This is a genomic window from Streptomyces sp. PU-14G, from assembly GCF_041028275.1.
Classification (GTDB): Bacteria; Actinomycetota; Actinomycetes; order Streptomycetales; family Streptomycetaceae; genus Streptomyces.
This window is the reverse complement of sequence record NZ_JASKYT010000031.1, coordinates 20,331-35,250: the sequence shown is the minus strand read 5'-3', so window position 1 is coordinate 35,250 and position 14,920 is coordinate 20,331. Positions and strand designations below refer to the sequence as shown.

Here is a 14,920-nt window from a genome sequence, read left to right as displayed (position 1 = left end):
GGCGTACGTGTACCTGGCCTCGGGTGCCGCCACCGCCCCCGCGCGCCCCTCCCGGCGGGCGCCCCCTCTCCGACGGGCGCCCCGTCACCCGGTGTCGGTGTCACCCGGTGTCGGTGTCACCGGGTGTCGGTCAGGCCGCCCGTGACGGCGATGATCTCGCCGGTCGTGAAGCTGGCGTCGGGATCCGAGGCCAGGTACACGTACGCCGGGGCGATCTCCTCCGGCTGGGCGGGCCGGCCCTCGGAGGCCTCACTGCCCACGTGGGCCAGCCCCTCCTGCGGCATGTGCTGGTCGGCGACGTTGAGTACCGTCCAGGTGGGGCCGGGGGCGACGATGTTGGCCCGGATGCCGCGCTTGGCCAGGTCCGGGGTGATCGACTTGGTGAACGCGATCAGAGCGGCCTTGGAGGCGGCGTAGTCGATCATCGTGGGGCTGCCCTTGAGCCCTTCCTCCGAGGCGGTGGCGATGATCGAGTCGCCCGGCTGAAGGTAGTCCAGCGCCGCCACCACGAGGTGGAAGTAGGCGTAGACGTTCACCTTGAAGGTGCGGTCCCAGTCGGCGGAGGTGAGCTCGGAGAGCTTCATCTTGCTGTTGAGGTAGGCGGCGTTGCTCACCAGGATGTTGAGCCCGCCCAGCTCGCGCGCGGCGCGGTGCACGGTCTCCCGGCAGACCTCCTCGTGCTGGAGGTCGCCGGGCAGGAGCAGGCAGGTGCGGCCCACCGCCTCGATCTCGCGCTGGGTCTCCTCCGCGTCCGGCTGCTCGTAGGGCAGGTAGGAGATGGCGACGTCGGCGCCCTCGCGCGCGTACAGCAGGGCGACGGCCCGCCCGATGCCGGAGTCCCCTCCGGTGATCAGCGCGACCTTGCCCTCCAGCTTGCCTGCGGGCTTGTACCGCTCGGCGCGGTAACGGGGACGGGGCTGCATCTCCGATTCCAGGCCCGGCGGGTCCTGCTTCTGCTTCTCGAAGGGCGGCACCGGCTCCGCGTCGATCTGCGGGGTCTGCGGCTTGTCCTCAGGCATGTTTCCTGCTCCCGTTCGGTTGGCTGAAAAACGGCACGGGACGGGTGGCCGACGGGTCGCGGTTCACACCCGCCGCCCCGGCACACCCGTCGTCCTCGCCCGCTCAGGGCAGCGGTGTGCCGCCGGTGGCGTTGAGGATCTCGGCGGTCACGTAGGTGGCGTCCTCGGAGGCGAGGTAGACGTAGCCCGGCGCCATCTCCGCCGGCTGGGCGGGCCGCTGGAACAGGCTCTTGGCGCCGAACTGACTGGTGTCGGGGAGCGTCGAGGGAATCAGCGGCGTCCACACGGGACCGGGCGCCACGGCGTTGACGCGGATGCCGCGCTCGGCGAGGTTCTGGGCCAGGCCCTGGGTGAAGGTGACGATGGCGCCCTTGGTCATGGCGTAGTCGAGCAGGTGCGGCTTGGGCTGGTAGGCCTGGACCGACGTGGTGTTGATGATGCAACCGCCCTGCGGGATGTGCGCGAGCGCCAGCTTCGTGAGGAAGAACATCCCGTAGAGGTTGGTGCGCATCACCCGGTCGAACTGCTCGGTGGTGATGCCGTCGATGCCGTCGGACTGCGCCATCTGGAAGGCCGCGTTGTTGACGAGCACGTCGATCCGGCCGAGGTCGGCCGCCGCCCGCTCCACGAGGCGGCGGCACTCGGCCTCCTCGCGGATGTCGCAGGCGACGGCGACGGCGCGACGGCCCGCGTCCTCCACCAGCCGCGTGGTCTCGTGCGCCTCGTTCTCCTCCTCGGGCAGGTAGCTGAACGCCACGTCGGCGCCCTCGCGGGCGAACGCGAGGGCGACGGCGCGCCCGATGCCGGAGTCACCGCCGGTGATCAGGGTGCACCGGCCGGCCAGGCGTCCGGTGCCCCGGTAGGTGCGCTCGCCGTGGTCCGGGCGGGGTTCCATCTCCTCCGTGTCACCCGGATGCCGCTGGTCCTGCTGCGGGTACTCCGGCTTGGGGTGCTTGTCGGCGGGGTGCCCGCCGGTCGGTTCGTTGCCGGTGGCCTCAGGGCTCATGGTGTTCCTCCAGTTGCGGCAGGTGGGTGACGGCACGCGGGCGGGCGAGGACCGGCGAACGGACCGGGGCGGCCGTCGGCGGCGCGCGGCGGCGCCGGCGACGGCCGCCCCGGTACCCCCGCGCACCGTCGACGGCGTCGGCACCGTCGTCGACGCGTCACTGGTATGGCCGGTGACGGCCGTCACCGGCCATACCGGTGACGGCCCGAGTGGGTGCGCCAGGTCAGGAGGCCACGGTGTTGCCGGGCGGGAAGCGGTCCCACACGCGGTGCTGTCCCAGCAACTCGGTGACCTGTGCGAGTACGTGCTGCGGGTCGTCGGCCACCACGATGCCCGCTCCCTCGCGCGGGCATCCGGCGGCGGCGAGCACGTCGGCGCCGCCGCCCCAGGCGCCGAGCGCCTTGGCGTGCCGGTAGGCCTCGGAGACCAGCAGCAGCACGCGCGGGTCGAGGTTGCCGCCGCCCGCGCTCTGTGCGGCCTTGACGTCCCGCGCGCCGTAGGCGTCGGCGCCCATGCCGGGCGCCCCGGCGATCAGCAGGGCGTCGAACTCGATGGAGCGGGCGTTGGCGAAGGTCCGCTGGGCGACGACGGGGCCGCCGCTGCCGGTCAGTTCGCCGCCGTGCGGGGCGATGACGAGGGGCACCATGCCGCTGTCGAGCACGGTGGAGCGCAGGGAGCCCAGGGCCGCCAGATCGCTGTTCTCGTCGGCGATGATGCCGATGATCCGGCCGTCCGTCGGCCAGGTGTGGCCGAGCTGGGAGAGCGCCGGGCTGGGCTCGACGTCGGCGAGGGGCGCGGAGGGCTCGGGCGCGGGAAGGCCGAGCCCGGCGGCGACGCCGGCGCACAGCTCGGGGTCGATGTCCGCCAGCACCCGCAGGTTGCGCTGCTTGACGGCGTCCTCGTAGCACTTGCTCAGCTCGAACGTGTACGCGGCGATGACGTGTTCGCGTTCCACCGCGCTGAGGCTGAGGTAGAAGCGCCGCGGGTGGCTGGTGTGGTCGGCGAAGGAGGCGGGGGACGCCCGCACCTTCGAGGACTGCGGCACGGTGACCGGGGTCTCCACGTACGCGCCCTCGCCGGCCCCCGCGAAGAACGGGCAGCCGCCGTCGAGGGAATTGGGCTGGTAGGGCGCCACTCCGCTGTGCACGGCGGTCTGGTGCAGGCCGTCGCGCAGCATGTCGTTGACGGGCGCGTGCGTCCTGTTGACCGGGATCTGTGCAAAGTTGGGGCCGCCCAGCCGGGTGATCTGGGTGTCGATGTAGGAGAAGAGGCGCCCCGCCAGCAGCGGGTCGTCGGTGATGTCGATCCCCGGCACCAGGTGCCCCGGGTGGAAGGCGACCTGCTCGGTCTCCGCGAAGAAGTTCGACGGGTTGGCGGTCAGCGCCAGCAACCCGATCGGCTGCACCGGCGCCCACTCCTCCGGCACGATCTTGGTCGGATCGAGCAGGTCGATGCCCTCGAAGGTCTGCTCGGGGGTGTCGGGGAAGGTCTGGATGCCCAGCTCCCACTCGGGGAAGGCCCCCGCCTCGATGGCGTCGGCCAGATCACGGCGGTGGAAGTCGGGGTCCACGCCGTTCGTGATCTGGGCTTCCTCCCACATCATCGAGTGGACCCCGAGCTTGGGCTTCCAGTGGAACTTCACCAGCGTGGTGCCGCCCTCGGCGTCGACCAGCCGGAAGGTGTGGACGCCGAAGCCCTCCATCGTCCGGAACGACCGCGGGATGCCGCGGTCGGACATGTTCCACAGCGTGTGGTGGGTGGCCTCCGTGTGCAGGGAGACGAAGTCCCAGAAGGTGTCGTGGGCGCTCTGCGCCTGCGGGATCTCCCGGTCGGGGTGCGGCTTGCCCGCGTGGATGATGTCGGGGAACTTGATGGCGTCCTGGATGAAGAAGACCGGGATGTTGTTGCCGACCAGGTCGAAGACGCCCTCGGAGGTGTAGAACTTCGTGGCGAAACCCCGGGTGTCGCGCACCGTGTCGGCGGAGCCCCGGCTCCCCAGCACCGTGGAGAAGCGCACGAAGACGGGGGTCTCGACGTCCTTGCCGAGGAAGGCCGCCTTGGAGAGGGACGAGGCGGTGCCGTATCCGCGGAAGACACCGTGGGCGGCGGCGCCCCGCGCGTGCACGACGCGTTCCGGGATGCGCTCGTGGTCGAAGTGGGTGATCTTCTCCCGCAGGTGGTGGTCCTGGAGCAGGACGGGGCCCCGCTCCCCCGCCTTGAGGGAGTGGTCGGTGTCGTAGAGCCGGGTGCCCTGCGCGTTGGTGAGCCTGCTCCCCTTCTGCGCCCGCACCGTGGGGTCGGCGTCCAGATGCTCGCCGGTGGCGGTGTAGACCTCGGGGCCCGACTGGTCCTTCTTGGGCGGCAGCGGCTCGCGCGGCTCGGTGGGCTCTTCCACGGGCGGGGGCTTCGGCCCGGGGCGGCCGGGGATGAAGGGCTCGCCGTCGTGCTGGTCGTCGTGCGTCGGGCCGGGCATGGAGACCTCCTGGAGCGAGTGGACGGGCCACCGCAGGGGTAACCGGAGCGCCTTTTGCCCAAACGGGAGGTACGCGAAGTAACCGCCGATGCCTCAGGCGACCGGTAGGCCGCTTCAGTCCTCGTCGGGTGCCGCGTCCGGAAGGCGGACCTCCAAGAAGCCCTCCCGCACCCGCGACTCGAAGCACGGCTGGGGTGCGGTCGCCGGACCGCCGACGTTCCAGCCGTCCGTCAGCCGGAAGGTGCTCCCGTGCCACGGGCACGTCACGCACCCGTCGGCGACGGTGCCCTGGGACAGCGGTCCCGACTGGTGGCTGCACCGGTCGGCCAGCACCCGCGTCTCCCCGGACGGTTCGCGGTAGACCAGCAGGGCCACCTCGCCCAGCGTGGCACTCGACGCCTGCCCCACCGGGAAGCTGTCGGCCTTGCCCACCGGGTGCCAGCCCTTGCCGACCAGGTGCTGGACGGGCTCGGCCTTGTTCGGCCCCACGGCCTGACGGTAGGCCAGGTGGCCGCCGACCATCGCTCCGGCCCCGGCGACCGTCAGCCCGGCGAATCCGAGCATCCGTCCCCGGCACTCCCGTCCGCGCGCGCGGGCGGCCAGCGACGCCGCGTACAGCCCCAGTGCGACGGTGTTGGCCGCACCGTGGACGAGGCCGGTACGCAGCTGCGGCTTGTGCAGCTCGGCCCAGTCCACCGAGCCGCTGGCCGCGGCCGGGATCGCGGCCAGGATGCCGGTGCCGATCAGCACCCTGCTAGCCCGCCGGGTGCCGGGCAGCATGTCCAGCACCCCCGCCGACATCCAGGCGCCGATGGGCAGCTGCACGAGCGCCGGGTGGAGGGGGTGGCCGAGCCACCGGCCGTGCAGCACGTCGCGCAGGCCGCCGAGGGGGAGCTTCTGTACGGCGTTTTGCAGCGGGCTGACCGCCGTATCGAGGGCGCGCAGCGTGGAGAGCTTGTCGAGCGGCCCGGCGAGCGGCAGCTTCGCCAGTCCGCTCTCGGCGGCCCGGACGGCGCGGGGACGTTCGAGAGTCTCGTAGCTCTCGGCTTCGGACGAGGGCGCATCAGACGACATACCGCTCCGGTTGCCACGCCTGCCGGGACACAAACGGTCCCGGGCCCGCACCACTCCGTCAGCTCTCGCGGGCACCTCGTTTCGGCGTCCGCCGCGTTGGCAACCCGGCAGGGGCCCACCTGGCAGTCCTCACGACGTAAGGAGCCGAGATGACGACGGCACGCGAGATCATGAGCCCGGGCGCCGACTGTGTGCACAGTGACCAGACGGCGGCGGACGCGGCCACGCTGATGACCGAGCTGGGTGTGGGTGCGCTGCCCATCTGCGGCAAGGACAACAAGCTCAAGGGCGTGGTCACCGACCGCGATCTGGTGGTCAAGGTGCTGGGCCCTGGCCGGGACCCGGCCACCTTCCCCGCGGGCAGCCTCAACCAGCAGGAGGCCGTGACCATCGGTGCCGACGACAGCGCCGAGGAAGTGCTGGAGACCATGTCGCAGCACCAGGTGCGGCGCCTGCCGGTGATCGACGGCGACCAGCTCGTCGGCATGGTCGCGGTAGCCGATGTCGCCCGCTCCCTGCCGAACCCTGAGGTGGGGCGGCTGGTGGAGGTCCTCTCCTCCGACTGACCGGCCCGAGCCCTCCGGCTGACCGATCCCAGCCCTCCGGCTGACCGGTCCGAGCCCTCCGGCTCAGCGGCCCGGCCGGAGGCGCGGCGTCCGCTGTCGCGGGGGCCGCGGCCCGGCGTTCGGGTCACTCACCGGCCGGGCGCGTTTGAGTACCGGGCACGCGGGCACTGGGGAATGCGGTCTTACAGGGAGGGCGACCGCATGAAACACTCCCGGGCCCGGGCTGCCCGGCGGGCCGCACTGCGCAAGGCGGCCGAGCGAGGCTTCGACGCCGCCGACGAGAGACTGCCCGCCGCTTCGGGGGGCAGGGCCCTGCTGCGGAAGGCTTTCCCGGAACACTGGTCCTTCCTGCTGGGTGAGTTGGCGCTCTACAGCTTCGTCGTGCTGCTGCTGACGGGCGTCTACCTCACGCTCTTCTTCGACGCGGAGATGACGCAGGTCCGCTATGACGGGCCGTACGAGCCGCTGCGCGGCCAGTGGATGTCGACCGCGTACGCCTCCACCCTGGAGATCAGTTTCGAGGTGCGGGGCGGCCTGCTGATCCGCCAGATCCACCACTGGGCGGCGCTCCTGTTCGCGGGAGCCATCGGCCTGCACATGCTGCGGATCTTCTTCACGGGGGCCTTCCGCAAGCCGCGCGACGTCAACTGGCTGGTCGGGCTGACCCTGTTCGTCGTCGCGCTCGCCGAGGGCTTCTCCGGCTACTCCCTCCCCGACGACCTGCTCTCGGGCACCGGGCTGCGGATCGCCGAGGGCGTCATGCTGTCGATCCCCGTCGTGGGCACGTATCTGGCGCTGTTCGTCTTCGGCGGGCAGTTTCCCGGACACGAGATCATCGAACGGCTGTACCCCCTGCACATCCTGCTGCTCCCGGGCCTGCTGATCGCGCTGGTCGTCGTCCATCTGATCCTGGTGGTCTACCTCCAGCACACCCACTGGAGCGGCCCAGGACGTACCAACAAGAACGTCGTCGGGCACGCGATGGTGCCCCAGTTCGCCGCACGTTCGACGGGGCTGTTCTTCATGGTGGCCGGAGTGATCGGTCTCCTCGCCGCCGTGGGGCAGATCAACCCGGTGTGGGATTACGGTCCCTACAACCCCGGCCAGGTATCGACGGCGGCCCAGCCCGACTGGTATGTCGGCTTCCTGGAGGGCTCGCTGCGGCTGATGCCGCCCTTCGAGACGACGCTGTTCGGGCACACCCTGATGTGGAACGTGCTGGTGCCCGCCGTCATTCTGCCGGGGCTGATGTTCGCCCTGCTGTACGCGTATCCGTTCTTCGAACGGTGGATCACCGGTGAGGACGAGACGCCGCACGTGTGCGACCGTCCACGGAACCGCCCGGTGCGCACCGGGCTCGGTGCCGCCGGGATCACCTTCTACGGCGTCCTGCTGCTGGCCGGGGGCAACGACGTCATCGCGGACACCTTCACCGTCTCCCTCAACGCCCTGACGTGGGCGTTGAGGGTCGCGTTGGTGCTGGGTCCGCCGGTCGCCTACCTGCTGACGAAGCGGCTGTGCCTGTCGCTTCAGGAGCGGGACGCGCAGCGGGTGTCCCACGGCGAGGAGACCAGTTGGGTGCGGCAGTCGGTGGAGGGCACCTTCAGCGCGGACCACGAGCGGCTCGCACCGGGCGAGCGGTTCCGCCTGGTGGCCCAGCGCTTCCCCAGGCCTCTCGAAGCGCCCGAGGGGGCGGGCGGAACGCGCCGGTTGCGGGCGGCGCTCAGCCGCTGGTACTACCAGGACGCGATCTCACCGGCCTGGCGGACCATCGGCCACCAGCCGGAACGCGCTCAGGCCGCGGTGTCGGGCGCGGGCCGGGGCCCGGTGCGGGAGCCCGGCGCGCAGGGGCGGCAGTCCGCACACCGCTGTCCGCGCCAGGAACACTCCTCGCGCCGGGGCCGGCCGCAGGACGCATCCCCGGCTCCCGGGCCCCGGCAGGAGGGCGCGGCGCGGCGGGCGCTCAGTGGTCGGTCCGCGCGTACTGGAAAACGAATCCGCACACCGCGGCGCCGGTGACACCCACCCCGATCAGGAAGAGCCACAGCCCGATGACCGTGCCGGCGCCCAGCAGCGCGACGCCGAGCGCGGTCATGGCGGGCCATGGGCTGCGGGCGGGGAAGAAGTCCAGCGGCCCGCCCCGTTCGTAAATCTGGCCGTCCCTGCGGTCCTCGGGTCGTACGCCGCGGCGCTTGTATTGCACCGCGAGGAAGAACGAGACCAGCGACGCCATCAGGCACGCGATCAGGACGGCGGCGGTTCCCGCGGGGTCCTGGGACCAGATCGCGTAGGGCACGGTGACGCAGGCGAAGAAGCCGGCGACGCCCGCGAAGAGGACGGCTTCGAGTTTCACGAGGGCATCCCCTTCGTGGGCGGCTGCTGGGAGGCGGGGTCCTGTATGGCGGGTGTTCCCGGGCTGGGCGGCTCGTCAGGTCCGACGGGAACCACTCCCGGGCTTTCGGGGGCGCCCGGCTCCACGAGGGCCGCCCCTTCCTCGGCTTCCGGGTGGTGGAGCCAGAAGGCGGGCGAGTCGGAGCGGATGGTCGGCAGGGCGACGAAGTTGTGGCGGGGCGGCGGGCAGGAGGTCGCCCACTCCAGGGAGCGGCCGAAGCCCCAGGGATCGTCCTCGCCGACCTTCCGGGTGTGCGTGGTCGTCCACCACACGTTGTAGGCGAAGACGAGGGTGGAGACGCCGAGGAGGAAGGCGCCGAGTGAGGAGACGGTGTTGAGGAGGGTGAAGCCGTCGGCGGGCAGGTAGTCGGCGTACCGGCGGGGCATCCCCTCGGCGCCCAGCCAGTGCTGCACCAGGAAGGTGGTCTGGAAGCCGACGAGCGTCATCCAGAAGTGCACTTTGCCCAGGCGTTCGTTCAGCATCCGTCCGGTCAGCTTGGGCCACCAGAAGTAGAACCCGCCGAACATGGCGAAGACGACGGTGCCGAAGAGGACGTAGTGCAGGTGGGCGACGATGAAGTAGCTGTCCGTCACGTGGAAGTCGAGCGGCGGTGAGGCGATCAGGACTCCGCTGAGGCCGCCGAGGAGGAAGGTGACGAGGAAGCCGACGGACCACAGCATCGGCGTCTCGAAGCTGAGCGCGCCGCGCCACATGGTGCCGATCCAGTTGAAGAACTTCACGCCTGTCGGTACCGCGATCAAAAACGACATGAGGGAGAAGAAGGGCAGCAGGACGGCTCCGGTCGCGAACATGTGGTGCGCCCACACCACGGCCGAGAGCATGGTGATGCTGGCGGTCGCGCCCACCAGTCCGATGTAGCCGAACAGCGGTTTGCGGCTGAAGACGGGGATGATCTCGCTGACGATGCCGAAGAACGGCAGCGCGACGATGTAGACCTCCGGGTGCCCGAAGAACCAGAACAGGTGCTGCCAGAGGATGGCGCCGCCGTTGGCCGCGTCGAAGATGTGCGCGCCGAACTTGCGGTCCGCCTCCAGGGCCAGCAGCGCCGCCGACAGCACGGGGAAGGCGAACAGGGCCAGGATGGAGGTGAACAGCACGTTCCAGGTGAACAGCGGCATCCGGAACATCGTCATGCCCGGGGCGCGCAGGCAGATGATGGTGGTGATGAAGTTGACGGCGCCGAGGATGGTGCTCAGACCGGCCACCGACAGGCCCATGGTCCACAGGTCGCCGCCCATGCCGGGGCTGTGCTCAGGACCGTTGAGCGGCGCGTAGGCGAACCAGCCGAAGTCCGCGGCCCCGCCCGGGGTGAGGAAGCCGCTGACGACCATGAGCCCGCCCAGCAGGTAGACCCAGTAGGTGAAGGCGTTCAGCCGGGGGAAGGCCACGTCGGGCGCCCCGATCTGCAGCGGCATGATCGCGTTGGCGAACCCGGCGAACAGCGGCGTGGCGAACAGCAGCATCATGATGGTGCCGTGCACGGTGAACAGCTGGTTGTACTGCTCTTCGGAGACGAGTTGCATCCCGGGGTGCGCCAGTTCGGCCCGCATCACCATGGCCATGGCGCCGGCCGCGAGGAAGAAGCAGAAGGCCGTGACGAGGTAGAGGTTGCCGATCACCTTGTGGTCGGTGGTCGTCAGCCAGCGCAGCACCATGTCACCGCCCTCCCTCAGCGCCCGAGGCCGCTCGCGCGCCACAGCCGGCTCACGGGCCCCGTGCGCCTGTGCGCCCGTGCCGCACGCCCTGCCACCACCGCGGCGGCACCGGCGACCGCACCGACCGCGGCGGCCGGTGCGGCCAGCCGGGCGGCGCGCCGGTGCCACGCCGGTACGGGCTTGCGCGTACGGTCCTCGTCCCCGCTGCCGGAGCCCTGGTACGCGCGGCGGACCAGTTCGGCCAGGTGCACCGGGCGCTTGCCGGTGCCCGCGTGGTCCATCTGGGTCTTGCAGGAGAAGCCGTTGGCGACGATGCCGGTTTCGGGGGCGGCGTCGCGGACGGCGGGCAGCAGGGCCTGTTCGCCGCAGTCCATGGAGATGCCGTACCTGCCCTGTTCGAAGCCCCAGGAGCCGGCCAGGCCGCAGCAGCCACCGGTCAGGTTCTCGGCGCTCACGCCGAGCTTGTCCAGGAGCTTGAGGTCGGCTTCGGTGCCGCCGGTGGCGCGCTGGTGGCAGTGGCCCCACAGCAGCGCGTCGCCGGCGCTCTCCAGCCGGGGCGGGGTGATGTCGTAGGTGTCGAAGAACTCGGCGAAGTGGTGCACGTTGCGTGCCAGGCGCCGGGCGTCGTTGTCGTGCGGGAGGAGCTTGGTCAGCTCGTCCTTGAAGACGGCCAGGCAGCTGGGCTCCATGCCGACGATCGGGGTGTCGGCGCGCAGGTGGGGCCGCAGCACGTCCAGTACGGTGCGCAGGTAGCGCTCGGCGGTGTCCAGGAAGCCGAAGTCGTAGAGCGGCCGGCCGCAGCACACGTGCTGCTCGGGCATGACGACGGACCAACCCGCGGCCTCGATGGCCTCCACGCAGGCGACGCCGGTGTCGGTGTCGAAGTAGTTGTTGAAGGTGTCGGGGAAGAGGACGACGGGACGGCCGCCGGGGTTGGCTGTGCCGCCGCGCTCGCGGAACCACTGCTGGAGGGTCAGCGGTGCGAAGGCGGGCAGCGGCCTGCGCCGGTCGATGCCGGCGACGAACTTGGCGACGTGCGCGAGTCCGGGCGTCTGGGTGGCGAGGTTGGCCAGTTCCGGCATGCGGGAGGCGAGGCGGGCCGCCTGGTCGATGAAGCCGAAGGCGTACGCGCTGCGCGGACGCCACCTGCGGACCGACTTGTAGTGGTGGTGGAGGAACTCGGCCTTGTAGGTGGGCATGTCCACGTTGACGGGGCAGTCGTTGGTGCAGCCCTTGCAGGACAGGCAGAGGTCGAGAGCGTCGGCGACCTCCTTGGACTGCCAGCCGTCCTTGACGGTCTCGCCGCGCAGCATCTCGTGCAGCAGCCGTGCGCGACCGCGGGTGGTGTGCTTCTCCTCGCGGGTGACCTGGTAGCTGGGGCACATCGTCTGGCTCGGCTCGGGGACGCGGCAGACCCCGATGCCCACGCAGCGCATGCTGGCGTGGACGAAGTTTCCGTTGTCCTCGGCGTAGGCGAACTTGACCTCGGGGTGCGTCGGGTTGAAGTCGGCGCCGAGCTTCAGGTCCTCGTCCAGCCGGTAGGGGTCGACGACCTTGCCCGGGTTCATCCTGGCCTCCGGGTCCCAGATCTGCTTGAACTCGCGCATCGCCTGGACGAGCTCGCCGCCGTACTGGCGTTCCAGCAGCTCGCCGCGCTGCTGGCCGTCGCCGTGCTCGCCCGAGAGGCAGCCGCCGAAGGAGCTGACCAGGTCGGCGGCCTCCTCCATGAAGGCGCGGTAGGTGGCCAGCCCGTCGGCGGTGCGCAGGTCGAAGCTGATGCGCGAGTGGACGCAGCCCTGCGCGAAGTGCCCGTACATGGCGCCGCGCAGCCCGTGTTCGTCCAGCAGGTCACGGAGCGCGGGCAGGTAGTCGGCCAGCTTGTCGGGGGGCACGGCGGAGTCCTCCCAGCCGGGCCAGTGGTCGCCGTCGGGCGGGAAGGCGGTGGCGCCGAGGCCGCCTTCGCGGACGGTCCACAGCTCCTTCGCCGTCTCGGCGTCCTGGTCGCTGGTGGTGATGCGGTCGGCGGCGTAGCCGCGTTCCTCGGTCAGCCACTTCGCGAACCGCTCGGACTGGTCCCTGGCCTCCTCCTTGGTGTCGGCGCCGAACTGGACGAGCAGCCACGCCGCGCCGCCCTGCCGGGGCAGCTGCTCGATGGAGGCGAGGTTCATGTGCTGGAGCTTCTGGTCCTGGATGAGCTGTTCGTCCAGGGCTTCCAGGCCGATGGGGCGGAAGGTGCGGCAGCAGATGTCGGCGTCCCTGGCGGCGTCGACCAGGTGGTCGTACTCGACGACGACCAGCGTGCGCTCCAGCAGCGCGGGGGTGAGCAGCACCTGCGCCTGGAGGACGGTCGCGCAGGTGGACTCGGTGCCCACGAGGGCGCGGGCGACGTTGAAGCCGTTCTCCGGCAGCAGTTCGTCCAGGTTGTAGCCGGAGACGCGGCGCGGCATCTCGGCGATCGAGGGGTAACCGGCCCGGATGGCGTCGGCGTAGCGGTCGCGCAGGTCGCGCAGCTTCGCGTAGATCTCGCCCTTGGGGCCGCCCTCGGCGATGATCGCCTCCAGGTCCTTCTCCTCGTCGACGCCGACCCAGAAGCGGTCGCCCGAGTAGGTGACGATCTCCAGCGCGTGCACGTTGTCGGAGGTACGCGGCCCCGGCCCGTACAGCTGCGCCTGCACCGAGTGGGTGCCGCAGGAGTTGTTGCCGAGGTTGCCGCCGATGACGCAGCGGGAGTGGGTGGAGGGGTCGGGGCCGAAGACGAGGTTGTGCGAGGCGCCGGTGTGGCGGTTGAGCTCCTCGTTGATGACGCCGGTCTGCACGGTGACGCGGCGGTTGTCGCCGTCGACCTCGCCGATGTGGGTGAGGTACTTGGAGTGGTCGATGACGACGGCGTAGTTGACGGTCTCGCCGGACAGGCTGGTGCCGCCGCCGCGGTTGAGGACGGGCGCCCCGTACTCGTGGCAGATCCGGTGGGCGGCGACCACGTCGTCGAGGGTCCTGGGGACGACGACTCCGATGGGGACCTGCCGGAAGTTGGAGGCGTCGTGCGCGTAGAGCGCCTTGGAGGCGGTGTCGAAGCGCACCTCGCCCTCGATGGCGTCCTTCAACGCCTTGGCCAGCTTGCCGACGGCGATCACCTGCCGGGCGCGCGGCGGCCCCGGGACCGTGGGGGAGGTCTTGGCGGGGATCTGCTCGCTGCGGGCTGCGGAGGTCTTGGCCATGAGTGGTCGCCTTCCATCGTGAACTCGTCGGTACTGCTACGGGTGTGCGCCCGGTGCGCCGCCGCGGCGCGGCGGGCGGCGCGGTGCCGTCAGCCGGGGCGGTGGCCGTGGACCCGGTAGGGCTCGGCGTCCGCCCACCGCACCTTCAGGCCCAGCCCGGGGCGGTCGTGTGCGGGCCGCAGCGCTCCGCCGACCGGACGCAGCACGCCATCGAACAGGCGTTCTTCGACTCGTACGTGGTCGTGGAAGTACTCCAGATGGCGCAGCCGCTCCACGGCGCAGAAGGCGTGCGCGGAGGCAGCGGGCGCGCAGTGCGCCGACAGGTCCACGCGGTGCGCCGCCGCCAGCCCCGCGACCTGGAGCAGCCCGGTGACGCCGCCGCAGCGCGTCACGTCGGCCTGGAGGCAGTCCACCGCCCCCGCCTGCAGCAGGGCGGTGAAGTCTCCGAGGACGTAGCCGTACTCCCCCGCGGCGATCTCCAGCCGCCCCGGGCCCTGATCGCGCAGCAGCCGCAGCCCCGCGGTGTCGTCCGAGGAGACCGGCTCCTCCAGCCACCGCACGTCCCACTCCCCTGCCATCCGCCGCGCCCAGTAGAGCGCCTCCTTGCGGCTCAGGGCGCCGTTGGCGTCGGCGAACAGCTCGGTGTCGGGCCCGATGGCCTCTCGGGCCGCCGACAGCCGGGCGGCGTCCTGCCCGGGGTGACGCGAAGTCTTGATCTTCACCCGCGGAATGCCCTGCTCGACCCAGCCGGTGAGCTGGTCGGCCAGCCGGTCGTGCGGGTAGTTGGTGAAACCGCCGCTGCCGTAGACGGGAACCTCGTCGTGCACGGCGGGCAGCAGGCGGAACAGGGGCAGACCGAGCAGCCTGGCCTTGAGGTCCCACAGGGCGATGTCGACGGCCGAGATCGCCATGGCGCCGAGCCCGGGCCTCCCCGCGTTGCGGACGGCGGCGAACATCCGGTGCCACAGGGCCGCGGGCGCCAGCGCGTCACCGCCGGTCACCAGCGGGGCGAGCTTCGAGGCGACGAACCCGGCGGTCGAGACGTCGCCGTAGGTGTAACCCACACCCGTGCGGCCTCCGGCCAGCACCTCGACGACGACCGCGGTCGTCGCCTCCCAGCGCAGAGTGCCGTCCTCCTCGACGCCGTCGGGACCGTCGGTGGGCACGGAGAAGGCGTGGACGCGCACATCCTCGACGCGCACCCCCTCCGCTCCGCCCGCCATCCCGGCGAGGCCGGCCACGCGCTCGGGCTCCGTTTCAGGCGTCTGCCGCGACGCACCCCTCGTGGTCACCCTCCGCCGTCTCCTCTCACCGCCTGGTGACCCCACCGCCTCACCGCACGGGGCCCCGCGGTCTCGCTTCGCCGACCGGTCATGGGTACCTCGCAAGGAGGCGGCGAAACGGGCGGTGGCACGGGCGGACGCACCACGGCCAGGCAGCAGCGGCGCACACCTGACGACGGGTGATACGAGGGGCGCGACGACGGGTGACACGAG

Annotated in this window: 10 protein-coding genes; 2 read left to right on the top strand and 8 right to left on the bottom strand. The window is 71.4% G+C overall.

The genetic code is table 11. The annotated features are described in order from the left end of the window. Window positions 1–116 precede the first annotated feature (116 nt). The 4 genes from AB8Z75_RS06315 to AB8Z75_RS06300 form a co-directional block, all read right to left on the bottom strand. Window positions 117–1,019 (bottom strand): SDR family oxidoreductase, encoded by a 903-nt coding sequence (locus AB8Z75_RS06315; RefSeq protein ID WP_369200379.1) that lies wholly within the window; start codon window positions 1,017–1,019, stop codon window positions 117–119. A 103-nt stretch (window positions 1,020–1,122) separates the two neighbouring features. Next, window positions 1,123–2,025 carry an SDR family oxidoreductase gene (locus AB8Z75_RS06310; protein ID WP_369200378.1) on the bottom strand — a complete coding sequence of 301 codons (903 nt, stop codon included), beginning with the start codon at window positions 2,023–2,025 and terminating at the stop codon, window positions 1,123–1,125. A 223-nt stretch (window positions 2,026–2,248) separates the two neighbouring features. Beyond that, the gene (locus tag AB8Z75_RS06305) at window positions 2,249–4,498 is read right to left on the bottom strand and encodes a catalase (protein ID WP_369200377.1); all 2,250 of its coding nucleotides are present in this window, start codon (window positions 4,496–4,498) and stop codon (window positions 2,249–2,251) included. 114 nt (window positions 4,499–4,612) lie between these two features. Then, window positions 4,613–5,572 (bottom strand): Rieske 2Fe-2S domain-containing protein, encoded by a 960-nt coding sequence (locus AB8Z75_RS06300; RefSeq protein ID WP_369200376.1) that lies wholly within the window; start codon window positions 5,570–5,572, stop codon window positions 4,613–4,615. A gap of 149 nt (window positions 5,573–5,721) precedes the next feature. Between AB8Z75_RS06300 and AB8Z75_RS06295 the strand changes: the two genes are divergently transcribed. Together AB8Z75_RS06295 and AB8Z75_RS06290 are read left to right on the top strand one after the other, a co-directional pair. After that, window positions 5,722–6,138 (top strand): CBS domain-containing protein, encoded by a 417-nt coding sequence (locus AB8Z75_RS06295; RefSeq protein ID WP_369200375.1) that lies wholly within the window; start codon window positions 5,722–5,724, stop codon window positions 6,136–6,138. 201 nt (window positions 6,139–6,339) lie between these two features. After that, on the top strand, window positions 6,340–8,157 hold the full coding sequence (locus tag AB8Z75_RS06290; protein WP_369200374.1) for a cytochrome bc complex cytochrome b subunit: 1,818 nt from the start codon (window positions 6,340–6,342) through the stop codon (window positions 8,155–8,157). On the opposite strand, the gene AB8Z75_RS06285 is transcribed toward AB8Z75_RS06290, so the two are convergent. The 4 genes from AB8Z75_RS06285 to AB8Z75_RS06270 all read right to left on the bottom strand — a co-directional run bounded on the left by AB8Z75_RS06285 (window position 8,102) and on the right by AB8Z75_RS06270 (window position 14,647). Continuing rightward, window positions 8,102–8,491, bottom strand: a complete 390-nt coding sequence (locus tag AB8Z75_RS06285; RefSeq protein WP_369200373.1) for a cytochrome c oxidase subunit 4 — start codon at window positions 8,489–8,491, stop codon at window positions 8,102–8,104. The two genes, AB8Z75_RS06290 and AB8Z75_RS06285, sit on opposite strands and share 56 nt — an antisense overlap. Next, the gene (gene ctaD, locus AB8Z75_RS06280; RefSeq protein WP_369200372.1) at window positions 8,488–10,206 is read right to left on the bottom strand and encodes a cytochrome c oxidase subunit I; all 1,719 of its coding nucleotides are present in this window, start codon (window positions 10,204–10,206) and stop codon (window positions 8,488–8,490) included. The genes AB8Z75_RS06285 and ctaD overlap by 4 nt, the downstream gene beginning before the upstream one ends. A gap of 14 nt (window positions 10,207–10,220) precedes the next feature. Continuing rightward, window positions 10,221–13,424 (bottom strand): FAD-binding and (Fe-S)-binding domain-containing protein, encoded by a 3,204-nt coding sequence (locus AB8Z75_RS06275; protein ID WP_369200371.1) that lies wholly within the window; start codon window positions 13,422–13,424, stop codon window positions 10,221–10,223. Window positions 13,425–13,513: 89 nt separating this feature from the next. Further along, entirely contained in the window at window positions 13,514–14,647 is a 1,134-nt protein-coding gene (locus tag AB8Z75_RS06270; RefSeq protein WP_369200380.1) for an enolase C-terminal domain-like protein, read from the bottom strand. Window positions 14,648–14,920: the final 273 nt, after the last annotated feature.